This window comes from Caulobacter segnis (assembly GCF_019931575.1).
GTDB classification, from domain to species: Bacteria; Pseudomonadota; Alphaproteobacteria; order Caulobacterales; family Caulobacteraceae; genus Caulobacter; species Caulobacter segnis_C.
This window is the reverse complement of record NZ_CP082923.1, coordinates 4,211,330-4,231,285: the sequence shown is the minus strand read 5'-3', so window position 1 is coordinate 4,231,285 and position 19,956 is coordinate 4,211,330. Positions and strand designations below refer to the sequence as shown.

Below are 19,956 nucleotides of genomic sequence, written 5' to 3'. Positions count from 1 at the left end.
TCAGCCCGCCAGTTGCTGCTTCAGGTCCGACAGGGTGCCGCGGATGTGGTTGGCGGTCAGGGCCTCGACGGTCTTGGCGTCGCCCCGGATCCAGGCGTCCAGGATCTCGCGGTGCTCGCGGCTGGCCCGCTCGTCGCGGCCGTTGGGCTCCAGATGCACCCGCACATAGCGCTCGGCCAGGATCTGCAGGCGCTCCATCAGCTGGAAGGTGATGTGGCCGCCCGGCCGCATCAGGGCCAGGTGGAAGGCGCGGTTCAGGCTGACATGGTCGCCGTCGGGCTTGGCCAGCTCGGCCTCCAGGGCGGCCAGGGCCTTTTCGGCGTCGGCGTGGTCCCCGGGCGTGGCGCGGACGCAGGCGTCGGCGACCGCACCGGGCTCCAGCTTCAGGCGCAGGGCGAAGACCTCGCTGGCCTCGTCGGTGGACAGGTCGCGCACCACGTAGCCGCGATTGGGATAGGACTTCAGCAGGCCGTCCTGCTCCAGCCGGCCCAGCGCCTCGCGCAGCGGAATCTTGCTGACGCCCAGCTCGGCGGCGATGACGTCCTGGCGTACGGCGGCCCCGGGCTGCATCGCCCCCACCAGGATGCGGCGGCGGACGATCTCGTAGGTCTGGTCGGACAGCGAGCGGACGACGATGTTCATAGGCGCGGAATGAGTCTCTTGGGCGGGCGGAAGACGGCCCTCCACGGTCGAGGGAGGCGTTATCGTATACCGTCACCCACCGGGCGGCGGGAGTCTAGATCACCTGAAAGCCCGCCCAGAATGCATCCGCGCGGTCGATCCAGAGGATATTGTGCCCCGTGGCGATCGCCGAGCCCTCGATCGAGGGGATGATGGCCTTCTGTCCGGCCAGTTCGGTTTCGGCCTCGACGCGACCGATGAAGCGGCTGCCGATGATGCTTTCATGGACGAACGCGTCGCCGACCTTGAGCTTGCCCTTGGCGGCCAGGTGGGCCAGGCGGGCCGAGGTGCCGGTGCCGCAGGGGCTGCGGTCGATGGCGCGGTCGCCGTAGAACACCGCGTTGCGGCCGTCGGCGTCCGCGGCTCGGGGCGCGTCGGCCCACAGCACGTGGCTGACCCCGCGAATGGTCGGGTCCAGCGGATGGACCGGCTCGTAGGCCTCGCGGACCAGCGTGCGGATGATCGGGCTGAGGCGCAGGATCTCGGCCGCGCCCAGGGCGTCGATGCCCGCGTAGGGTCCTTGCGGTTCGACGATGGCGTAGAAGTTGCCGCCGTACGAGACGTCGATGCTGAGCGGGCCGAAGCCGGGCACGTCGATCGCGATCCCTTCCTTGGCCAGATAGGCCGGGACGTTGCGGATCTTCACGGCCGTGACCCGGTCGCCCGAGGTCTGGTAGGCGATGTCGATGACCCCGGCCGGGACCTCCAGCCGCAGCTTGCCCGGCTCGCGCGGGGTGACCAGGCCGTTCTCCAGGGCGAAGGTGACGATGCCGATCGTGCCGTGGCCGCACATCGGCAGGCAGCCGCTGGTCTCGATGAACAGGATGCCGGCGTCGCAGTCGGCCTGGGTCGGCGGATACAGGAACCCGCCCGACATCATGTCGTGGCCGCGCGGCTCGAACATCAGGCCGGTGCGGATCCAGTCGAAGCGGGCGAGGAAGTCCTGGCGTCGGGCGCTCATCGTGTCGCCGCGGAGCAGCGGCGCGCCGCCGGCCACCAGACGCACCGGATTGCCGGCGGTGTGGCCGTCGACGCAGAAGAACGTGTGACGCATGGACTTCCTCTGTAGCTTCTTAGGCGGCAGCGGCCGGGGTCAGCTGCGGCCGGGTGGCGGCGGCTTCCTCGACCATGGCGATGACCTGGGCGCGGCGGTCGCCGGCCAGGGGCTGACGCGGCATGCGCACATATTCGGTCCCACGGCCCATGATCGTCTCGGCCAGCTTGATCGACTGGACCAGGTCGTGTTCGGCGTCCAGGTGCAGCAGCGGCATGAACCAGCGATAGATGCGGCGCGCCTCTTCCAGGTCGCCGCGATCGAAGGCGGCCACCAGGGCCACCGACTCCTGCGGGAAGGCGCTGGTCAGGCCCGAGATCCAGCCCCGGGCGCCCAGCATCAGGCCTTCCAGCGCGACGTCGTCGAGGCCGGCCATCAGGATGAAGCGATCGCCGAACGTGCGGGCCAGGTCGGTGAAGCGACGCGTGTCGGGCGCGCTCTCCTTGACCGCCACGATGGTCGGCTCGTCGGCCAGGCGGCTCAGCACCCCCAGGGTGATGGCGGCGCGATAGGCCGGCGGGTTGTTGTACAGCATGATCGGCAGGCTGGACGCCTGGGCGACCGTGCGGAAGTGGGCTTCCAGCTCGGCCTCGGTGGGCACGTAGACCATGGCCGGCAGGGCCATCAGGGCGTTGGCGCCCAGGGTCTCGGCGTCCTTGGCGAAGGCCGCGGCGCGGGTCGTGGTCAGCTCCGAGACGCCGACGATGATCGGCACGCGGCCGGCCACCACCTCGACGGCGGCCTTCAGCAGCGTGCGCTTCTCGTCGGCTTCCAGGGAGTTGTTCTCGCCGCAGGTGCCCAGCACCACGAGACCGTGCACGCCATCTCGGATCAAGGCGTCCAGCACCTGCTGGCTGGCGTCGATGTCGATGGACAGATCAGGGTTGAACTGGGTCGTCGCGGCCGGGAACACGCCCGACCAATTCATGGAACTCATACGCCTTGCACCTCCGGCTGCTTCGGATACTGTATACGAAATGGAGCGGCGGAGGTAAAGCCTGGGTGGACAGGATGTCGGGAACCTTGGTGATCGGGGGTGGCGTGGTCGGCAAGGCCTGCGCCCTGGCGCTGCGCCGCGCCGGAGAGTCCGTGACCTTGCTGGACCCGCAAGGGTCGGCCCGTCCGGCCTCGTACGGGAACGCCGGCCACATCGCCACCGAGCAGGTCGCGCCCCTGGCCTCGCCAGCCGCCCTGGCCTCGGCCTTCCGCCGGCTGTTCGCCCTGGGCGGAGCCCTGGATTTCCGTCTCGCGGACATCGGCGCCTGGGGGCCATGGGCGGCCCGTTTCGTGGCGGCCTCGACGGCTGACGGCGCGGCGCACGGACAGCGGGCCCTGAGCGGCTTGCTCAAGAACGCCCTGCCGGCCTGGCGGCGCTTGGCCGAGAGCCTGGGCCGCCCCGACCTTCTGATCGAACGCGGCCATGTCGTGGTCTGGGAAAGCGCCGCCAGCGCCCGCGCCGGACGCGCCGCCTGGGAAGCCGCCGACATCGGCCAGGCCCGGCTGGCGCCCCTGGCCGAGCCGACCAAGGCGCGCCTGGAGCAGCTGATCCAGCCGGCGATCGCGGGCGGGGTCGCCTTCCAGAACACCGGCCAGGTCAGCGATCCGGCCTTGGTCCTGCGCCTGCTGGACGAGGCCTTCGATGCGGCCGGCGGCCGGCGGCGAGTCGGCCAGGTCCGGCGTTTGGCGAATGTCGACGGTCGCGTGGTCGCCGAACTCTCTGACGGCCAGCAGTTGGCGCCCGAGCGGGTGCTGGTCGCCGGCGGCGTCGGGTCCGGCGCGCTGATGCGGGGCCTGGGCCATGTCGCGCCGATCATCGCCGAGCGCGGCTATCACCTCGAGGGCGGCGCGGACCATTGGGACGACCTGCCGCCGGTGGTGTTCGAGGACCGCTCGCTGATCCTGACCCGCTTCGGCGACCGCCTGCGGGCCGCCAGCTTCGTCGAGTTCGGCCGCGAAGCCTCGCCCGCCGATCCGCGCAAGTGGGCCCGCCTGCGGCGGCATCTGTCCGAGCTGGACGTGAGCCTGGAGGGCCCTGTCGCCGAATGGATGGGCGCCCGGCCGACCTTGCCCGACTATCTTCCGGCCATCGGCGCCAGCCGGCGGGTCGACAATCTTTACTATGCGTTCGGCCACCAGCATCTGGGGCTGACCCTGGCGGCGACGACCGGTGAGCGGGTCGCGGCCCTGGTGGGCGGCGCGGCCCCGGCCACCGACCTGGCGCCGTTCGACCTGGCCCGGTTCGAGCGCGGATGGAACACGAGGAGCAACGCATGACCCTGGGCGTCGGCGGTTCGACCATGGACCTGCAACTGGCGGGCCTTTCGCCCCGCCCGGGGCGTCCGCCGGCCATCACGGTCGCCGAGTACGGGGCGCGGCTGGAGCGGGCGCGAAGCCTGACCGCCGCCCTGGGCGGCGAGGCCCTGCTGGTCGGGGCCGGCGCCAGCCTGCGCTACTTCACCGGCGTGCCTTGGGGCGCGACCGAGCGCCTGGTGGCCCTGCTGCTGCCCCTGCGGGGACGGCCGATCATGATCTGTCCCGGCTTCGAACTGGGCTCGCTGCAAGCCGACCTGAAGATCGAGGCCGACATCCGCCTGTGGCAGGAACACGAGGATCCCGCCGTCCTGGTGGGCCGCGCCCTGTCGGAAGTCGGCGCCGGAACCCTGGCCCTGGATCCGGCCGCGCCGTTCTCCCTGTTCAGCGCCCTGGGCAAGGCCGCGCCGTCCCTGAAGGCGATCGACGCCACCCCGGTGATCGACGGCTGCCGGGGCGTGAAGTCGCCGGCCGAGCTGGCCCTCATGCGCTACGCCAAGGCCATCACCCTGGACGTCCACCGCCGGGCCGGGGCGATCCTGGCGCCGGGGATCACCGCCAGCGCGGTCAAGCGGTTCATCGACACGGCCCACCGCGCGGCGGGCGCCGACGGCGGCTCGACCTTCTGCGCGGTGCAGTTCGGCCTGGCCACCGCCTATCCGCACGGCCTGCCCGGCGACCAGACCCTGGGCGAGGGCGACCTCGTCTTGATCGACACCGGCTGCCAGGTCGAGGGCTACAACGCCGACATCACCCGCACCTATGTCTTCGGCGCGCCGGGCGACGAGCATCGCCGGATCTGGGACATCGAGCACGAGGCCCAGGCCGCCGCCTTCGCCGCCGTGCGCCCGGGCGTGCCGTGCGAGGTGATCGACCAGACCGCCCGCCAGGTGCTGGAGCGCCACGGCCTGGGTCCCGACTACGCCCTGCCGGGCCTGCCGCACCGCACCGGCCACGGCATTGGCCTGTCGATCCACGAGGGGCCCTATCTGGTGCGCGGCGACCGCACGCCGTTGGCGCCCGGCATGTGCTTTTCCAACGAGCCGATGATCGTGCTGCCCGACCGCTTCGGCGTGCGGCTCGAGGACCATTTCCATGTCACCGAGGACGGCGCGGCCTGGTTCACCGAGCCCTCGCCCTCGATCGACGCGCCGTTCGGCGAGGCCTGACCGCGGGCCGACCATTAGAGTTCTGGGGGAGATCACATGAGTTTCTGGACCCGCCGCAAGGCGCTCGACGCGATCGTCGCGGTGGAGGCCGATCGCCGGCTGAAGCCGACCCTGTCCTGGCCGCACCTGCTGGCCCTGGGCATCGGGGCGATCATCGGTACGGGGATCTACACCCTGACCGGCATCGGCGCCGAGCGGGCCGGGCCGGCGGTGATCCTGGCCTTCGCCGCCTGCGGGGTGCTGTGCGTGTTCGCCGCCCTGGCCTATGCCGAGGTCGCGACCCTGATCCCGGCGGCCGGCAGCGCCTACACCTATGCCTATGCGGTGCTGGGCGAGGGCCTGGCCTGGATCGTCGGCTGGAGCCTGGTGCTGGAATACGCCGTCACCTGCGCGGCCGTGGCGGTCGGCTGGTCAGGCTATATGGTCGGGCTGCTCAAGAGCGCGGGGATCACCCTGCCGCCCGAGATCCTGGCCGGACCCCACGCCGGCGGGATCATCAACCTGCCGGCCGTGCTGATCACCGTGGCGATCACCGCCATGCTGGCCAAGGGCGCGCGCGAGAGCGCCACGCTGAACATCTTCCTGGTGGTCATCAAGATCGTCGCCCTGGCGGTGTTCGTCGCCCTGACCTTCACGGCCATCAAGGGCCAGAACTTCACGCCGTTCATGCCCTACGGCTTCGCGGCCCACACCGAGGGCGGCCATCCGCGCGGGGTGATGGCCGCCGCCGCCATCGTGTTCTTCGCCTTCTTCGGCTTCGACGCGGTGTCGACCTCGGCCGAGGAGGTCAAGAACCCCAAGCGCGACCTGACCATCGGCATCATCGGTTCGATGATCATCTGCACCATCATCTACATGATCGTCGCCGCCTGCGCGGTCGGGGCCTGGCCCTATGCCGAGTTCGCCCGCTCGGGCGAGCCGCTGGCCTTCATCCTGCGCGGTCTGGGCCATCCGGCCGCCGCCTTCGGCATCGCCGCGGCCGCGATCATCGCCCTGCCCAGCGTCATCCTGGTGATGATGTTCGGCCAGACGCGGGTGTTCTTCGTCATGGCCCGCGACGGCCTGCTGCCGCGCGGCCTGGGCAAGCTGCACGCCAAGAGCGGGGCCCCGGTCACCCTGACCCTGATCACCGGCGCGGTGGTGGCGGTGGTGGGCGGCTTCCTGCCGCTGGACCAGATCGCCGAGCTGTCCAACGCCGGCACCCTGCTGGCCTTCATCTGCGTGGCGGTGTGCCTGATGGTTCTGCGCGTGCGCCGGCCCGACCTGCCGCGGCTGTTCCGCTGCCCGGCGGCCTGGGTCGTCGCGCCCCTGGCGGTGGTCGGCTGCCTCTACTTCATGGCCAGCCTGCCGATGGGCACGCTGATCCGCTTCCTGGTCTGGAACGTGATCGGCCTGATCGTCTACCTGGCCTACAGCCGGCGGGCGAGCTTGCTGAACTAGGTCCGGGGAGGGGGCCTCAGGTCAGGTTGTATTCCGGCTTGGCGTAGGTCCCGATCAGGTCGACGCCATAGACATTGTGCGTGACCTGGTCGGCGAAGAGGGCGTCGGCGGACTTGGCGTAGACGCCGACGTCGGCCTTCTCGGCCTCGGCCATCAGCCAGCCGACCATGGCCGCCTTGGTCCCCTGGCCGTTGACCCCGTCGCCGCCATAGATGGCGAAGTAGTCGGCGCGCCCGTCGATCAGGGCGTGCACCTTCTCGTCCGTCGGGTTCAGGCCGAAGATCGTCGCATAGGCCTTCCGCGTGGCCTCGAACAGCGACAGGGCGCCGTAGGTCGCCGCGAAGGCGTCCTTGCCCTCGCCCACCTTGCCCAGGTTGACCGCGAAGTTGATGTAGCGGTTCTCGATGTTGAACGACTGGTAGTAGGCGCTGTTGAGGTTGTTGCCGTTCACGCCTTCCGGATTGACCAGGTAGTCCATGCCGGCCGCGCCGGGCGTCTTGCCGGTGAAGAACTGGTAGGACAGCACCGCCACGGCGCTGGTCGAGATCGCCGCCTTGGTCACCAGGGTGATGGCGTCCGTGTAGCTGGTCCCCGAGGCCATGGCGGTCGCCAGGCTCTTGGTCGTCGCCTCGGCGCTGACATTGAGGGCGTTCAGGCGCAGGACGCTGGTCATGGCGGCGGCGACGCGGCTGTCGACGAGCCAGGCCGTGCGGTCCGAGAAGGCCAGGGTCTCGATGTTGATCACGCTGTCGGTGCCGTCGGTCCCGGCGTTGTCCTTGATCGACCAGCCGCCGTCGCTCTTGGCGCTGATGGCGTAGCTGGCGAACTTGCCGACATAGATGGCGGTGTCCAGGCCCGCGCCCCCGTCCATCACGTCGTTGCCCTGGCCGCCGGTGACGCGGTTGGCGACGGCGTTGCCGTTGATGGTGTCGGCCGCCGTGCCGCCGATGGCGTTCTCGACGGTCGCGCCCATGGCGATGGTGACATTGCCGGTCGAGCCGCCGACGCTGGAGAAGTAGCCCGAGCGCAGGTCGATGGTCTGGGCGACCTTGTAGCCGGAGAAGTCGAAGGTGTCGGTCCCGCCCGCGTCCCAGACGGCGAAGACCAGCTTGGTCGACGCGGTCGTGGCGCTGAACACGTCGCGGCCGGCGTTGGAGTTGAAGCCGTAGACCGTATCGCCCGTGCGCGTGGTCATGTTTGCGCCATAGGCCAGCTGGGCCGCGGCGATGTCGTCCAGCAGCGGGGCCGAGGCGTAGACGCCGCCGAACGAACCGCCGGTGTTGCTCTCGCTGAAATAGGACATCACCGTGTACTGGCGGCTGTCCTCGTAATAGCCGGCGTCGGCGGCGTAGGTCAGGGTGGTGTTGGCCTCGGCGTCGTAGTCGGCCGGGTGGGCCAGGCCGATCGCGTGGCCCAGCTCGTGGACCAGCACCATGCCGCCGTAGTTGGTGGCCGTCGGGTTGGCGTTGTAGCTGAGGCTGGAATTGATCCAGACGTCGCCGGAGATGCTGCTGGCCGCGATGTTGCCCGGATAGTAGGCGAAGGCCGCCGCGCCGGACTCCCCAGAGCTGTAGTTGCCGAACAGGATCGCGGCGCTGTTGCTGTAGGCGCCGACGCCCGTGGTTCCCTCGCCGACCCGGACGAAGGTGATGTTGGCCACGTCCGACCAGGCCTGCAGCGCCTTCTCGGCCTGGAGGATCTGGGCGGCGGAGAATTGCGAGAAGCCGCCGGTGTCGCTGGGCATGGTCGTCGGCGCGGTCTCGCGGAACGCGTAGGTCACCGTGAAGGCCGTGTTCAGCGCGGCCGACCAGCCGGGCTCGCCGCGCAGCAGCTGCGAGGCCGCCTGGGCGACGGTCAGGCTGGTCTTGCCGGCCACGACACCCGTGCGGGAGTCGGCGTTGACGAAGGCGTTGGGCGTCTCGCCGCCCGAGATCGACGCGGAATCGTCAGACGCCAGAGGAAACGGTTCAATGCTCACGGCGATACTCCACGCGCCTTTGATCGAGAGTATGGGCCTCACTGATTTCTCCTGCAATCTCCGCTATTTGCGACAAGTAGGCGCAGGTTTTTGGCCAAGCTAAGCGCTGCCGGATGATGGCGGACGACGCCTTAATTTTCGCAAAAGGGCGCCGCTGTGGCGCGCGGGCCACACCTAATTTCGAACATGGCGCGTTTGTCGTGCTGGGTCCCGGGGACATGTCGGGCCCGCGACATTCTGTTGAGAGGGTATTGAGATGAGAATGCGTTTGCTGGTTGGCGTCGCGGCGGTTGCGCTAAGCGCCGCCTCGGGCGCTCTGGCCCAAAGCGCCACGAGCGGCTTCTACGTCGCGGCGGACGCCGGTTACCACGAGCCCAAGGACGTCAAGGCGACGTCCTCCAACGGCTATCAGTGGAATTTCGGCAGCGACCACGATTGGGCCGCGTTCGGCCGCCTGGGCTACAAGTTCACTCCGAATTGGCGTGTGGAAGCCGAATACGGCTACCGCCCCAGCGACATCAAGGGCGTGCACGGCGCGGGCCTGTCCGGCGCCCAGCCGATCGGCCTCTGCACCGCCGGCGTCGGCCGTTCGGCCGCCTCGCCCGACTGCGGCGAGCCGGTGGGCAAGTTCAAGGCCTCGACCTTGATGGCCAACGTCATCTACGACTTCGCGCCCAACTCCGCCCTGAACCCGTTCGTCGGCGTCGGCGCCGGTACGGCCTGGGTGCATAACAAGGTCTATGGCCAGCTGTCGGGTGTTCCGACCGGCGCGGCGCGCTTCCAGAACACCAGCTTCGATGACGTCGACCAGGCGTTCGCCTATCAGGGCATCGTCGGCCTGGGCTGGAACTTCGCCACCAACTGGTCGCTGGACCTGACCGGCCGCTACCTCGAGACCAAGAAGCTCGACTGGGGTTCGGTCACGCAGAACGCCGGTCCGGCCGGTGGCTCGATCACCGACGTCGGCACCTTCTCGGGCAAGTACAAGGACACCTCGGTGACCCTGGGTCTGCGCTACACCTTCGGGTCGCCGCCGCCCCCGCCGCCCCCGCCGCCGCCCCCGCCGCCCCCGCCGCCTCCGCCCGAGCCGGCTCCTCCGCCCCCGCCGCCGCCTCCGGCCGCGCCGGCCTACGAGGCCCGCGAATTCGTGGTCTACTTCCCGTTCGATCAGTACGTGCTGACGCCGGAAGCCCAGGCCGTGGTCCAGCAAGCGGCTGAATACGCCAAGGGCGGCGGCGCTTCGAAGATCGTGGTGACGGGTCACACCGACACCTCGGGTTCGGACAAGTACAACCAGAAGCTCTCGGAACGCCGCGCCAAGGCGGTGGCCGACGGTCTGGTCAGCCTGGGCGTCAACGCCACGGCGCTGTCGGTCGACTGGAAGGGTGAAAGCGCTCCGGCCGTCGCTACCGGCGATGGCGTGAAGGAACCGCTGAACCGCCGCTCGACGGTGTCGATCAACTTCTAAAAATAAGAAACTAAATTGGTGGGGTGATTGGGGGTCGGCCTTAGGGTCGGCCCCCTAGCCTTTTGTGGGGGTCTGTTTCCCGGGACGGCCCAACGAAAAGACGCTCTCGATGCGGCGTCGGGCCACCTCTCCGCGTGCGGGGAGGGTCCAACGAAAAGACACTCCCGATGGGGCGTCGGGCCACCTCCCCGCGTGAGGGGAGGTCCAACGAAAAGACGCTCCCGATGGGGCGTCGGGAGCGTCCAATTCCGGCGGGCCAAGAGGGCGGAGGACCGCCGTCACGCGGCCGGCTTGAAGGGGCGCTGGCCTGGCGTGGGTTGGTGACGCCAAGGCGGAAGGGGCCGCCAAGGACGCTCCGATAACCGCGTTCGATTATACGCCGACGCCGGGGGCGCGCGAGTCGAAACGGGCCGATTCGACCAGGTGCGACAATTGGCGCGGCAGCGGCGAGGGGACGCCCAACGCCCTGGCCACCAGATGCTCGGCCAGCAGCGGCGCCAGGCACAGGCCGCGCGAGCCCAGCCCCGTCAGAACCAGCACGCCGTCCGCACGGACGCCGGCCAGCGGCAGGCGGTCCGACGTGGTCGCCCGCACCGCCGCGCGGCCCTCGAAGGTTCGTCCCGAAAGCTGCTTGGCCAAGTCCGGCAAGCCCTTGGCCAGGGTCGCCAGGTTGCGGTCGTGGTCCTCGGGCCGGACGTCGATGGCGGTCTGGCCCCGGTCGTGGGTGGCGCCGAACAGCACGCCCGCGCGGGTGGGAACCGCATAGCCGCCGAACGCCGTGGGTCGGGTCGAGACGCCGTCAGTCCAGCTGGCCTGGCCGCGCACAGGGCTCAGGGCAAGGTCGGGGGCCAGGCCGGCGCTGTCCGCCCCGCCGGCCAGGGCCACGCGATCGGCGCGGACGATCAGGTCGCCGGCCTCATCCAGAAGGCGCCAACCCTCTGCATCGCGCTCCAGTCGGGCGACGCGGCGGCGGACGACCGCACCGGACCAGGCGGCGGTGATCGCCGGCGGCTCGACCACCAGGGCCGCGCGCATGGCCAGGGCCGAGGCGTCGGTCACGGCCATGGTCCCGGGCTCGAACAGGTCCTGGCCGGCGACGGTGGCGAAGCGGGCCGGGTCGCGCTCGGTCTGGGGCAGCTGCAGCACTTCGCGGGCGACGATCACCTCGGGCATGGCCGCGTACAGCTGGACGGCGCGGGCGAAGGCCTGGGCGTACAGCGCCGCGCGCGGGCCGCCGCCGGCGTCGAGGGCGGGGGTGACCAGGCCGGCCGGATTGCCCGAGGCGGCGACCCCGTGCGGATCGTCGATGACGGTGACCGCCAGGCCCTCGGCGCGCGCGGCGCGGGCCAGGGCCGCGCCGGCGATCCCGCCGCCGATGACGGCTAGGCTTTCGGGGCGGGGCGGGACCTCGCGACCATCCGGCAGCCACGCCTCCAGCCGCTCGCGCTTGCGGCCGAAGCCGGGGCGCTTGGCGACCTCGAAGCCGGCGGCCTGCAGGCCGCGCCGCACGGCGCCGGCCACGGTGAAGGTCGCCGCGCGGGCGCCGGGAGCCGAGCGTTTCGCCACGGCGGCCAGCACCTCGTCGCGCCACATGGCCGGGTTGAGGGCGGGCGAGAAGCCGTCCAGGAACCAGGCGTCGGCCGCGCCCTCCCAGGCCTCCAGCGCCTCGACCACGTCCATGACGGCGAGATCGAGCACGGCGTCGAAGCCGGGCAGGTCGACGCGGTGGAAGCCCCGCGCGCGGCCGGGCCAGTGGTCCAGCAGCACCTGGGCCGCCGCGCCCAGCTCGGGCCAGTGGGCCAGGATCCGCGCGGCCTCGTCGCGCGCCAGCGGATGGGCCTCGATCGAGAAGATGTGGAGCCGGCCGCCTTCCGGTTTCTTGCGCCGCCACAGGTCCAGCAGGGCGGCGATGTTCAGGCCCGAGCCGAAGCCCAGTTCGCCGACCACCAAGTCCCGTTGCTCTGTGAACCGTTCCGGCAGGCCGCAGCCGGCCAGGAACACCGCCCGCGTCTCGGCCAGGCCGTCGACGCTGGAGAAGTAGACGTCGCCGTACAGGCTGGACTGCGGCAGGCCGTCCTCGCGCCAGACGAGGGGGGAGGGAGCGGTGGGATCCATCGGCCTGCTAGAGCGCCGGCGGGCGGCGGGCGTCAACGAAAAAGGGCCGCCCTGGAGGGGGCGGCCCTTCGATCTCGTGGCGAAGTCGCGGGCGCTTAGTGCGCCGCCTTCTTCTCTTCCGGCTTCGGCGCGTCGGCCGGAGCGCTGGTCGCGCCGGTGGCGGCCGCGTCGGCGGCGGTCTGGGCGGCGGCGGTGTCGGCGGGATCGGCCGGGGCGGCGGCGGCGTCGGCGGCGGCCTTGTTGGCGTCGGCGGCGGCCTGGTCCTTGGCCGAGGCGGCGTCGGTCACGGTGCTGGCGTCGGCGGCGGCGGCCTTGGCGGCCGCGTCGTCGCCCGAGGCCTCTTCATGCTTGCCGCCGCAGGCGGCCAGCGACAGGGCCGAGACGGCCACGCCGGCGATCAGGAGTTTGCGGAGCATGGTGGTGTTCATCGGATTTCCCTAGCGACGGATGCGATCGCCTTGTGGGCGACGGCGTTGCGCGAAAGGAATACCGGTTCGACAGCGCGCGCAAGTTACGAGGCGCTAACCTCGCGCGCCGGCGCCATCCCTCGGGACCCGGACCTATTCGGGCGGGATCTGCGACAGCGCCTCTTCCAGCTCGGCGAAGCTGGGCTGCGAGGGCGAGGGGACGTTGCCGCGGCCGATCTCGACCGAGATCTGGGCGGCGTTGCCGTGCAGGTGGGCGACCAGGACCGACTGGATGATCTTGTAGAAGGCGCCGTCCTCGTTGACGACGGCCTGCAGGCGCGTGGCCATCGGGCCGACGATGCCATAGGCGATGAACACGCCCAGGAAGGTGCCGACCAGGGCGCCGCCGATCATGCCGCCCAGGACGGCCGGCGGCTCGGTGATCGAGCCCATGGTCTTGATGACGCCCAGCACGGCGGCGACGATGCCCAGGGCGGGCAGGGCGTCGGCCATGCTCTGCAGGGCGTGGGCCGGCTCCAGCGCCTCGTGGTGGTGCTTCTCGAGCTGCTTCTCCATCGCGTCCTCGACCTGGTGGGGATCTTCCAGGTTCATGGTCATCATCCGCAGGGTGTCGCAGATGAAGTCGACGGCGAAGTGGTCGTGGGTGACCTTCGGATAGCGGGCGAAGATCGTGCTCTCGTGCGGCTTTTCGATGTGGCTTTCCAGGGCGATGACGCCCTTGGACTTCATCGTCTTGGTCAGCAGGAACAGCAGGGACAGCAGGTCGCGATAGTCGGAGGGCTTCCACTTGGGGCCCTTGAAGATCTTGCCGAAGCCGCCGGCCGTGGCCTTGATGACCACCATCGAGTTGGAGATCAGGAAGGCGGCGACGGCCGCGCCGAGGATGGCCATCAGCTCGTGCGGGGCGGCTTCGATGATGACGTCCAGCTTGCCGCCACCCATCAGGTAGCTGCCGAACACCATGGCGAAGAGCATCACGATGCCGATGATCTGGAACATTTTGGTTTAAGCCGACCCCGAGAATGACGGCGCATCATGCGTTTTAATCATTAATCCAAGGTTCCCGCGAAATCGCGATCGGCGCTGTGACCCGCGACACATTGCGCGTGGCGATTTCAAGCTCTAACGATTGTTTGATGAGTGGGGAGATCAAGGAAGCCCGGGATCACCGAGGCCCGTTCGCCATCCTCTTCGGCGTGTCGGTGGCGACCGCCCTGGGGAACACCGGCATGTTGTCGGTGCTACCGGCCATCGGCCGCCAGATCGGCATCCCCGACGCCCTGGTGGCGGGCATCTTCTCCCTCTCGGCCGTGCTGTGGGCGGTGACCTCTCCGTTCTGGGCTCGGCAGTCGGACCTGAGAGGTCGCAAGCCTTTGATCATGCTGGGGCTTTCCGGCTTCTGCGTGTCGATGATCCTGTGCGGCCTCGTGGTCTCGGCGGGCCTGCGTCACCTGGCGCCGCCGATGGTGATCTTCGGGCTGTTCCTGATGGCCCGGGCGCTGTTCGGCGGCTTCGGCTCGGCGGCCAATCCGGCGACCCAGGCCTACATGGCCGAGCGCACCAGCCGCGAGGAGCGCACCCAGACCATGGCCACCCTGGCCGGGGCCTTCGGCCTGGGCACGGTCGTGGGGCCGCTGCTGGCCCCGCTGTTCGTGCTCCCCATCGTGGGTTTGGCCGGGCCGATGTTCGCCTTCGCGGCCCTGGCGGCGGTGATGCTGGTGGTGGTCAAGCGCGGCCTGCCCGAGACCTTTTCTCCCGGACGCGGCGACACCCCGCCCCGCCGGCGGTTCGGCCTGCCCTGGCGCGGCGAGGGCGCGGCGCTGTGGAAGGACCCGCGCCTCAAGCCGTTCCTGATCTTCGGTTTTCTCGTGGCCTCGTGCCAGACGGCCCAGACCCAGACCCTGGGCTTCCTGATCATCGACAAGCTGGGCCTGCCGCCGGTCAAGGCCCAGGGCTTCATCACCCTGGCCATGGCGGCCGGCGCCGTGGCGGGCCTGCTGGCCCAGTGGGGCCTGATCCGCATGTTCCGGATGGGCCCGCGCGACCTGATGCGCTGGGGCGTCGGCTGCGCGGCGGTGGGCAATATCGTCGTCGCCTTCGCGCCGGACTACGCGGCCGTGGCCATCGGCTACGCCATCGCCAGCCTGGGCTACGGCTTCGCCCGGCCGGGCTTCACGGCGGGGGCTTCGCTGTCGGTGGACGCCAAGGACCAGGCGGGCGCGGCCGGGGCCATCGCCGCGATCAACGGCCTGAACGTCGTGGTCGCCCCGCTGTTCGTGCTGCTCTACGAGAAGATCGGCTGGGGGCCGTTCGTGCTGAACGCCCTGATCCTGGCGGCCATGCTGGCCTACGCCCTGCGCCAGGCCGTGCTGCGCGCCGTCAGCCAGGGCGGCGCCCGCGAGGAGGCGACGATCGCGGGGCTGGAGCGCTCGGACGAGGGGGGAGTCTAGGCCGTCATCCGTTCCAGCGCCCGGCGGTCCTTCAGCACCACGTGGCGGACGGTCGGCAGGGCGATCAGGCCCTCGTCCTGCAGGCTGGTCAGGGTGCGCGAGACGGTCTCGATGGTCAGGCCCAGATAGTCGGCCATGTCCTGGCGGCTCATCGGCACGTCCAGCTCGGCGAAGGCGTTGGTGCGATGGGCGATGTCCAGCAGCAGGCCCGCGACGCGCTCGATGGCCGAGCGGCGGCCCAGCATCAGCACGTGGTCCTGGCTGCGCTGCAGGCCCTCGGCGGTCAGGCGCAGGATGGCGCGGGCCGCGTCGCCGCGCCGGGCGGCCAAGTCGCTGAGCGCGCCCCGGCGGATCAGGCGGATGCTGGCGTCGCACATGGCCTCGGCGGTGACGCGATGGCTCTCGCCCAGCTCCAGGCCGAAATAGTCGCCGGCGAAGTGGAACTCGTCGATCTGCCGGCGGCCGTCGCGCAGGATGCGGTGGGTGCGCACCGCGCCCGACACCACCTGGTAGACATAGTCGGCGCTTTCGCCCTCGCCGAAGATCTCCTCGTCGCGGCAGAAGCGCGGGCAGGCGCCGGGAATGGCCAGCACGGCGTCGAGCGCGGAAACGGTGTCGATGCGGATCGGAGACAGCATGGAAAGACCCCTTTGTTGCTAGGGTCTTGCGCCTTTTCCGCCGCGCCGGATATTCGGGAAACCCTCCTAAGGAAACCTCCTTAGGCGGCCCTACGGACAACCCCCGGATTGAGCCGGATCAAGGCAAAAGCCCGCCGAGCGCGCATCCTGTGGATCATGTGCGATCGGCCCCTGATCCTGCTCCTCGTCGGCGACCAGCCCCTGCGCGAGGCCCTGCGCTTCTCGCTGGAGATCGAGGGCTACGCCGTCGCCGAGCGTCCGGACGGCCGGCCCGCGGCGGCGGTGATCATCGACGACGACGAGGCGGTCTGGCCCGACCTGGGCGGGGCCCCGACCATAGTCCTGACCGGCGACATCCAGCGCTTCCTCCGCCGGGGCGTGCGCGGCGTGTCGCTGGTGGAGAAGCCGCTGCTGGGCGACGCCCTGAGCGAGCGGCTCGCCCAGATCCTCACCTGAACGGATCCGTCAGCCCCCGCGCGCCGACAGCGTCATCCGCACCAGGGCCGCCAGGTTGTCGGCCTGCATCTTGGTCATCAGCTTGGCGCGGTAGATCTCGACGGTGCGCGGGCTGATGCCCAGCTCGCGGGCGATGACCTTGTTGGCGTGGCCGGCGACGACGCCGTCCAGCACCTGGCGCTCGCGCTCGGACAGGGTCTCCAGGCGGTGCAGGATGGCGGCTTGGTCGTCGGTGACCGGCGCGCTCTCGGCCGCCTTCAGGGCCCGCTCCAGGGCGTCCAGCATGCGGGCGTCCGAGAACGGCTTCTCGATGAAGTCCACGACCCCCGAGCGCATCGCCTCGACCGCCATCGGGATGTCGCCGTGGCCGGTGATCATGACGATCGGCATGCGCACCTTCAGCGCCGCCAGGCGAGCGACCAGCTCCTGGCCGCTCATTTCGGGCATGCGCACGTCGGTGATGATCACCCCCGGCTTGGCGCCGGGCAGGGCCTCCAGGAAGGCCGGGGCGCTAGGATAGGCCACGACCTCGAAGTCGGCCGACTCCAGCAGGAAGGCCAGCGACTCGCGGGCGCTCTCGTCGTCGTCGACCACGTGCGCGACAGGCGCGTCAGTCATGGATGGTCTCCTTGGGGGCGCCGGTGTGGGCGTGCTGTTCGGCGGGCGGCAGGGTGAAGCGGAACAGGGCTCCGCCGCCGGGATTGGCCTCGGCCCAGATGCGGCCGCCATGCGCCTCGATGATCGAGCGCGAGATCGACAGGCCCACCCCCATGCCCTGCGGCTTGGTGGTCATGAACGGCTGGAACAGGCGCTCGCGCACCGCGTCGGCGATGCCGGGGCCGGAGTCGGCGACGCTGACCCGCGACCAGCCCTCGTCGGTCACCTCGGTGGTGATGACCAGGGCCCGGCGGCGGGTCTCGCCGTCATGCATGGCGTCGATGCCGTTGCGGATCAGGTTCAGCAGCACCTGCTGCACCTGGACCCGGTCGGCGAACACCGCGTCGGCGGCGGAATCCAGGGCCAGGCGCACGTCGACCTGGCGGTCCTTCTCGCCGATCAGGGCCAGGGCCGAGGCCTCCTCGATCAGCTTGGACAGGCTCTCGGGCCCGCGCTCGCTGGCCCCCCTGCGGACGAAGTCGCGCATGCGGTGGATGACCTCGCCGGCCCGCAGGGCCTGGGTGGCGGCGCGGTCGATGGCGTCGCGCACCTTGGTCTGGTCGGCCTCGCGGCCCCGGTCGATCAGCCGACGCGAGCCGGTCAAGAGGTTGGCGATGGCCGACAGCGGCTGGTTCAGTTCGTGGGCCAGGGTCGAGGCCATCTCGCCCATGGCCGTCAGGCGCGACACGTGGACCAGCTCGTTCTGCAGCTCCTGCAGGCGGGTCTCGGTCTTCTGGGTCTCGGTCAGGTCGCGGATGAAGCCGGTGTACGAGGGCGTCGGCCCCCGGGTCTCGCCGACCGCCAGTTCCATCGGGAAGGTCGCGCCGTCCTTGCGCGCGCCGACCACGACGCGGCCGACGCCGATGATCCGCTTGTCGCCGCTGGCGTGGTAGCGCTGGATATAGGCGTCGTGGTCGGCCGCGTGCGGGGCGGGCATCAGCAGGCTGACATTGCGGCCCAGCACCTCTTCGGCGCGCCAGCCGAACATCCGCTCGGCGGCGGGGTTGAACGAGGTCATCAGGCCGTCGCGGTCGATGACCACCACCCCGTCGGGCACGGTGTCGAGGATCGAGCGCAGGTGGTCGTTGACCGCCGCCGCCCGCCGGCGCGCGGCGTGGAACCAGCCCCCGCCCACGGCCATGCCGAAGCCGACCGACAGGAAGATCGCCGCGCAGATGCCGCTGACCAGGTTGAACGGGATGTCGCGCGTCACCCACCAGACGCTGCCCCAGGCGAAGGTCGTGGCGAAGACGCCGGGCCCGAGGCCGCCCAGGGCGGCGCTGACCAGCACCGCCGGCACGAACAGCAGGAACGATGAGGGCGCGGTGAAGGCCTCGGGCAGGTACAGGCGCGCCACGCCCGTCGCCATCACGGCCGCGAAGGCCGCCAGATAGGCGGTCGGGTGGGGATCGCTGAACAGGGTCGAGGACAGGCCCCGGGCCGGCTTCATGGACGAAAAGGCGCTCCGTGGAAGGTCGGGTCTTATAGCGCCGGCCGTTCGAGGCCGGTCAAGGCGGGGGTTTTGCGTAGGTCGGCCGGGACGCCGCGCTTCGTGTCGCCCGCGCCCATCTCCACCCGACGCCCGCAGATCGCCGTCGGCGCGGGGCGGTGGCTGACCAAAACGAGGCCCTGGCCGGTGCGGGTCAGGCGCGCGTCCAGCCGTTCGACCACCTTGGCCTCGGTGGCGGCGTCCAGGCCTTCGGTGGGCTCGTCCAGCACCAGCCAGGCGGCCTCGCGCAGATAGGCGCGGGCCAGGGCCAGGCGCCGGCGTTCGCCGCCCGACAGCCGCTCGCCGTCGTCGCCGAGCCAGGCGCCAAGGCCCTCGGGCGCGGCGCGGATCCGGTCGGCCAGGGCGGCGTCCTCCAGCACGGCCCACAGCATGGCGTCGGTCGCCTTGGGCGCGGCCAGGCGCAGGTTCTCGCGCACCGTGCCGGCGATCAGGCCGGCGTCTTGCGGCAGCCAGGCGATGGCGGCGCGCGCGGACGCGTCCTCGCCGCCGTGACGACCCAGGCCCAGCAGGGTCTCGATGGCGGTGGTCTTGCCACAGCCCGAGGCGCCGACCACGGCCAGGCGTTTGCCGGGGGTCAAGGTCTGGCCCAGCAGCGACAGGCTGGGCGGCGTGGCCGGAGCCGGAACGGCGGGCCGGGGCGCGTGGCGCAGGATGGCGTCCAGCCGCCGGCGGGCCTCTGCGGCCGCGCCGGACTGGTCGAAGGCCTGGGCCAGGCCCGCCAGGGCCTCGACGCTCATGGCCGCGGCCAGGCCGGCGAGGGCGGCCAGGGGCGCGCCGGCCGGGGCGGCGAAGGCGACGGCGGCGGCCACCGCCGCGCCCAGGATGGCGGCCTGGCTGGCGACGATCAGGCCGTTGGCCCGCGCCGCGTCCAGTCGCGCGGCGTCCAGGTCGGCGGCCTTGGCGTTCAGGGTCTGGCCAGCCCAGGCCTCCAGGCCGTAGGCGCGCAGTTCGGCCGAGGCGGCGACCAGGGCGGCGGTGGTCTCCTTCAGCGCGCCGACCCTGGCCTGCACGGTCGCGCGGGCCGGGGCCGAGAAACGGCGAGCCAGGGCGCGGGCGCTGAACACGGCGGCGCCGGCGGCCGCCAGGATGACGAGGGCGGGCGGCCAGCCGGCCAGGGCGGCCAGGGCCCAGCCGGCGAGCAGGCCGGCGACGGCGCTCCACGGCGCGGACAGGCGGACGAAGCGGGTCTCGACGGCGTCGACGTCCTGCACCAGCCGGGCCGAGGCCTCGCCGCGCGACAGCGACAGAGCCTCGCGGGGCGGCGCGGCGGCCAGGCTGGCGAACACCGCCGGCCGGATGGCGGCCAGGGCCCGCAGGGCGGCGGCGTGACCCGACAGCCGCTCGCCGTAGCGGGCGGCGGTGCGCAGGATGGCCAGCAGGCGGATCATGGCGCCGGGCAGCAGCACGTTGAACGCCTGGGCTGTGGCCAGCCCCGCCGCGCCGGCGACGGCGCTGGCGACGATGAACCAGCCCGACAGGCCCAGCAGCAGGGTCGAGGCCCCGCCCAGCACCACGGCGCTCAGCACGGCCAGGCGCAGGGCCCCGGCGCGCTCGCGCTTCTGGGCGCGGATCAGGTCTTCGAGGGGGCTGTTCACGATCTTG

17 protein-coding genes are annotated in these 19,956 nt (G+C 71.1%); 6 read left to right on the top strand and 11 right to left on the bottom strand.

Annotated elements, in window-relative coordinates:
* From K8940_RS19495 to K8940_RS19485, 3 genes are all read right to left on the bottom strand, one after another.
* The gene (locus K8940_RS19495; protein WP_223391711.1) at positions 1 to 642 is read right to left on the bottom strand and encodes a GntR family transcriptional regulator; all 642 of its coding nucleotides are present in this window, start codon (positions 640 to 642) and stop codon (positions 1 to 3) included.
* A gap of 94 nt (positions 643 to 736) precedes the next feature.
* Positions 737 to 1,735, bottom strand: a complete 999-nt coding sequence (locus K8940_RS19490; RefSeq protein ID WP_223391710.1) for a 4-hydroxyproline epimerase — start codon at positions 1,733 to 1,735, stop codon at positions 737 to 739.
* Positions 1,736 to 1,754: 19 nt separating this feature from the next.
* Entirely contained in the window at positions 1,755 to 2,672 is a 918-nt protein-coding gene (locus K8940_RS19485; RefSeq protein WP_223391709.1) for a dihydrodipicolinate synthase family protein, read from the bottom strand.
* A 74-nt stretch (positions 2,673 to 2,746) separates the two neighbouring features.
* Here K8940_RS19485 and K8940_RS19480 point away from each other — a divergent pair, with 74 nt between their 5' ends.
* The 3 genes from K8940_RS19480 to K8940_RS19470 are packed head-to-tail and all read left to right on the top strand — an operon-like array spanning position 2,747 to position 6,654.
* Positions 2,747 to 4,009, top strand: coding sequence for an NAD(P)/FAD-dependent oxidoreductase (locus K8940_RS19480; protein ID WP_223391708.1), 1,263 nt, complete (start codon positions 2,747 to 2,749; stop codon positions 4,007 to 4,009).
* Positions 4,006 to 5,214 (top strand): M24 family metallopeptidase, encoded by a 1,209-nt coding sequence (locus K8940_RS19475; protein ID WP_223391707.1) that lies wholly within the window; start codon positions 4,006 to 4,008, stop codon positions 5,212 to 5,214. The genes K8940_RS19480 and K8940_RS19475 overlap by 4 nt, the downstream gene beginning before the upstream one ends.
* 36 nt (positions 5,215 to 5,250) lie before the next feature.
* Complete coding sequence (locus tag K8940_RS19470) at positions 5,251 to 6,654, top strand: amino acid permease (RefSeq protein WP_223391706.1); 1,404 nt, start codon at positions 5,251 to 5,253, stop codon at positions 6,652 to 6,654.
* 16 nt (positions 6,655 to 6,670) lie between these two features.
* Here K8940_RS19470 and K8940_RS19465 read toward each other — a convergent pair whose 3' ends face one another.
* Positions 6,671 to 8,632, bottom strand: coding sequence for a M10 family metallopeptidase (locus K8940_RS19465; RefSeq protein ID WP_223391705.1), 1,962 nt, complete (start codon positions 8,630 to 8,632; stop codon positions 6,671 to 6,673).
* Between the two features lie 256 nt (positions 8,633 to 8,888).
* Between K8940_RS19465 and K8940_RS19460 the strand changes: the two genes are divergently transcribed.
* The gene (locus K8940_RS19460; RefSeq protein WP_223391704.1) at positions 8,889 to 10,100 is read left to right on the top strand and encodes an OmpA family protein; all 1,212 of its coding nucleotides are present in this window, start codon (positions 8,889 to 8,891) and stop codon (positions 10,098 to 10,100) included.
* A gap of 372 nt (positions 10,101 to 10,472) precedes the next feature.
* On the opposite strand, the gene mnmD is transcribed toward K8940_RS19460, so the two are convergent.
* The 3 genes from mnmD to motA all read right to left on the bottom strand — a co-directional run bounded on the left by mnmD (position 10,473) and on the right by motA (position 13,642).
* Complete coding sequence (gene mnmD / locus K8940_RS19455) at positions 10,473 to 12,215, bottom strand: tRNA (5-methylaminomethyl-2-thiouridine)(34)-methyltransferase MnmD (protein WP_223391703.1); 1,743 nt, start codon at positions 12,213 to 12,215, stop codon at positions 10,473 to 10,475.
* A 95-nt stretch (positions 12,216 to 12,310) separates the two neighbouring features.
* Positions 12,311 to 12,643, bottom strand: a complete 333-nt coding sequence (locus tag K8940_RS19450) for a hypothetical protein (RefSeq protein WP_223391702.1) — start codon at positions 12,641 to 12,643, stop codon at positions 12,311 to 12,313.
* A gap of 132 nt (positions 12,644 to 12,775) precedes the next feature.
* Positions 12,776 to 13,642, bottom strand: a complete 867-nt coding sequence (gene motA, locus K8940_RS19445) for a flagellar motor stator protein MotA (protein ID WP_223391701.1) — start codon at positions 13,640 to 13,642, stop codon at positions 12,776 to 12,778.
* A 137-nt stretch (positions 13,643 to 13,779) separates the two neighbouring features.
* Between motA and K8940_RS19440 the strand changes: the two genes are divergently transcribed.
* On the top strand, positions 13,780 to 15,093 hold the full coding sequence (locus K8940_RS19440) for an MFS transporter (protein ID WP_223391700.1): 1,314 nt from the start codon (positions 13,780 to 13,782) through the stop codon (positions 15,091 to 15,093).
* Here K8940_RS19440 and K8940_RS19435 read toward each other — a convergent pair.
* Positions 15,090 to 15,731, bottom strand: coding sequence for a helix-turn-helix domain-containing protein (locus K8940_RS19435; protein ID WP_223391699.1), 642 nt, complete (start codon positions 15,729 to 15,731; stop codon positions 15,090 to 15,092). The two genes, K8940_RS19440 and K8940_RS19435, sit on opposite strands and share 4 nt — an antisense overlap.
* A gap of 156 nt (positions 15,732 to 15,887) precedes the next feature.
* Here K8940_RS19435 and K8940_RS19430 point away from each other — a divergent pair, with 156 nt between their 5' ends.
* The gene (locus K8940_RS19430) at positions 15,888 to 16,187 is read left to right on the top strand and encodes a nucleoside transporter (protein WP_223391698.1); all 300 of its coding nucleotides are present in this window, start codon (positions 15,888 to 15,890) and stop codon (positions 16,185 to 16,187) included.
* A 9-nt stretch (positions 16,188 to 16,196) separates the two neighbouring features.
* Here the strand turns inward: K8940_RS19430 and fixJ are convergent, their stop codons facing one another.
* Genes fixJ through K8940_RS19415 form a run of 3 tightly spaced genes read right to left on the bottom strand, consistent with a single transcriptional unit; the run spans position 16,197 to position 19,952 of the window.
* The gene (fixJ, locus tag K8940_RS19425) at positions 16,197 to 16,805 is read right to left on the bottom strand and encodes a response regulator FixJ (protein ID WP_223391697.1); all 609 of its coding nucleotides are present in this window, start codon (positions 16,803 to 16,805) and stop codon (positions 16,197 to 16,199) included.
* Complete coding sequence (locus tag K8940_RS19420) at positions 16,798 to 18,294, bottom strand: PAS domain S-box protein (protein WP_223391696.1); 1,497 nt, start codon at positions 18,292 to 18,294, stop codon at positions 16,798 to 16,800. The genes fixJ and K8940_RS19420 overlap by 8 nt, the downstream gene beginning before the upstream one ends.
* Positions 18,295 to 18,326: 32 nt before the next feature.
* Positions 18,327 to 19,952: an ATP-binding cassette domain-containing protein gene (locus K8940_RS19415; RefSeq protein WP_223395910.1), complete on the bottom strand. Its 1,626-nt coding sequence runs from the start codon at positions 19,950 to 19,952 to the stop codon at positions 18,327 to 18,329.
* Positions 19,953 to 19,956: the final 4 nt, after the last annotated feature.

Excerpts from the sequence above, each read along its gene's own strand:
- K8940_RS19495 (WP_223391711.1), bottom strand. The coding sequence starts at position 642 with ATGAACATCGTCGTCCGCTCGCTGTCCGACCAGACCTACGAGATCGTC.
- K8940_RS19490 (WP_223391710.1), bottom strand. The coding sequence starts at position 1,735 with ATGCGTCACACGTTCTTCTGCGTCGACGGCCACACCGCCGGCAATCCG.
- K8940_RS19485 (WP_223391709.1), bottom strand. The coding sequence starts at position 2,672 with ATGAGTTCCATGAATTGGTCGGGCGTGTTCCCGGCCGCGACGACCCAG.
- K8940_RS19480 (WP_223391708.1), top strand. The coding sequence starts at position 2,747 with ATGTCGGGAACCTTGGTGATCGGGGGTGGCGTGGTCGGCAAGGCCTGC.
- K8940_RS19475 (WP_223391707.1), top strand. The coding sequence starts at position 4,006 with ATGACCCTGGGCGTCGGCGGTTCGACCATGGACCTGCAACTGGCGGGC.
- K8940_RS19470 (WP_223391706.1), top strand. The coding sequence starts at position 5,251 with ATGAGTTTCTGGACCCGCCGCAAGGCGCTCGACGCGATCGTCGCGGTG.
- K8940_RS19460 (WP_223391704.1), top strand. The coding sequence starts at position 8,889 with ATGAGAATGCGTTTGCTGGTTGGCGTCGCGGCGGTTGCGCTAAGCGCC.
- mnmD (WP_223391703.1), bottom strand. The coding sequence starts at position 12,215 with ATGGATCCCACCGCTCCCTCCCCCCTCGTCTGGCGCGAGGACGGCCTG.
- K8940_RS19450 (WP_223391702.1), bottom strand. The coding sequence starts at position 12,643 with ATGAACACCACCATGCTCCGCAAACTCCTGATCGCCGGCGTGGCCGTC.
- motA (WP_223391701.1), bottom strand. The coding sequence starts at position 13,642 with ATGTTCCAGATCATCGGCATCGTGATGCTCTTCGCCATGGTGTTCGGC.
- K8940_RS19440 (WP_223391700.1), top strand. The coding sequence starts at position 13,780 with ATGAGTGGGGAGATCAAGGAAGCCCGGGATCACCGAGGCCCGTTCGCC.
- K8940_RS19435 (WP_223391699.1), bottom strand. The coding sequence starts at position 15,731 with ATGCTGTCTCCGATCCGCATCGACACCGTTTCCGCGCTCGACGCCGTG.
- K8940_RS19430 (WP_223391698.1), top strand. The coding sequence starts at position 15,888 with ATGTGCGATCGGCCCCTGATCCTGCTCCTCGTCGGCGACCAGCCCCTG.
- fixJ (WP_223391697.1), bottom strand. The coding sequence starts at position 16,805 with ATGACTGACGCGCCTGTCGCGCACGTGGTCGACGACGACGAGAGCGCC.
- K8940_RS19420 (WP_223391696.1), bottom strand. The coding sequence starts at position 18,294 with ATGAAGCCGGCCCGGGGCCTGTCCTCGACCCTGTTCAGCGATCCCCAC.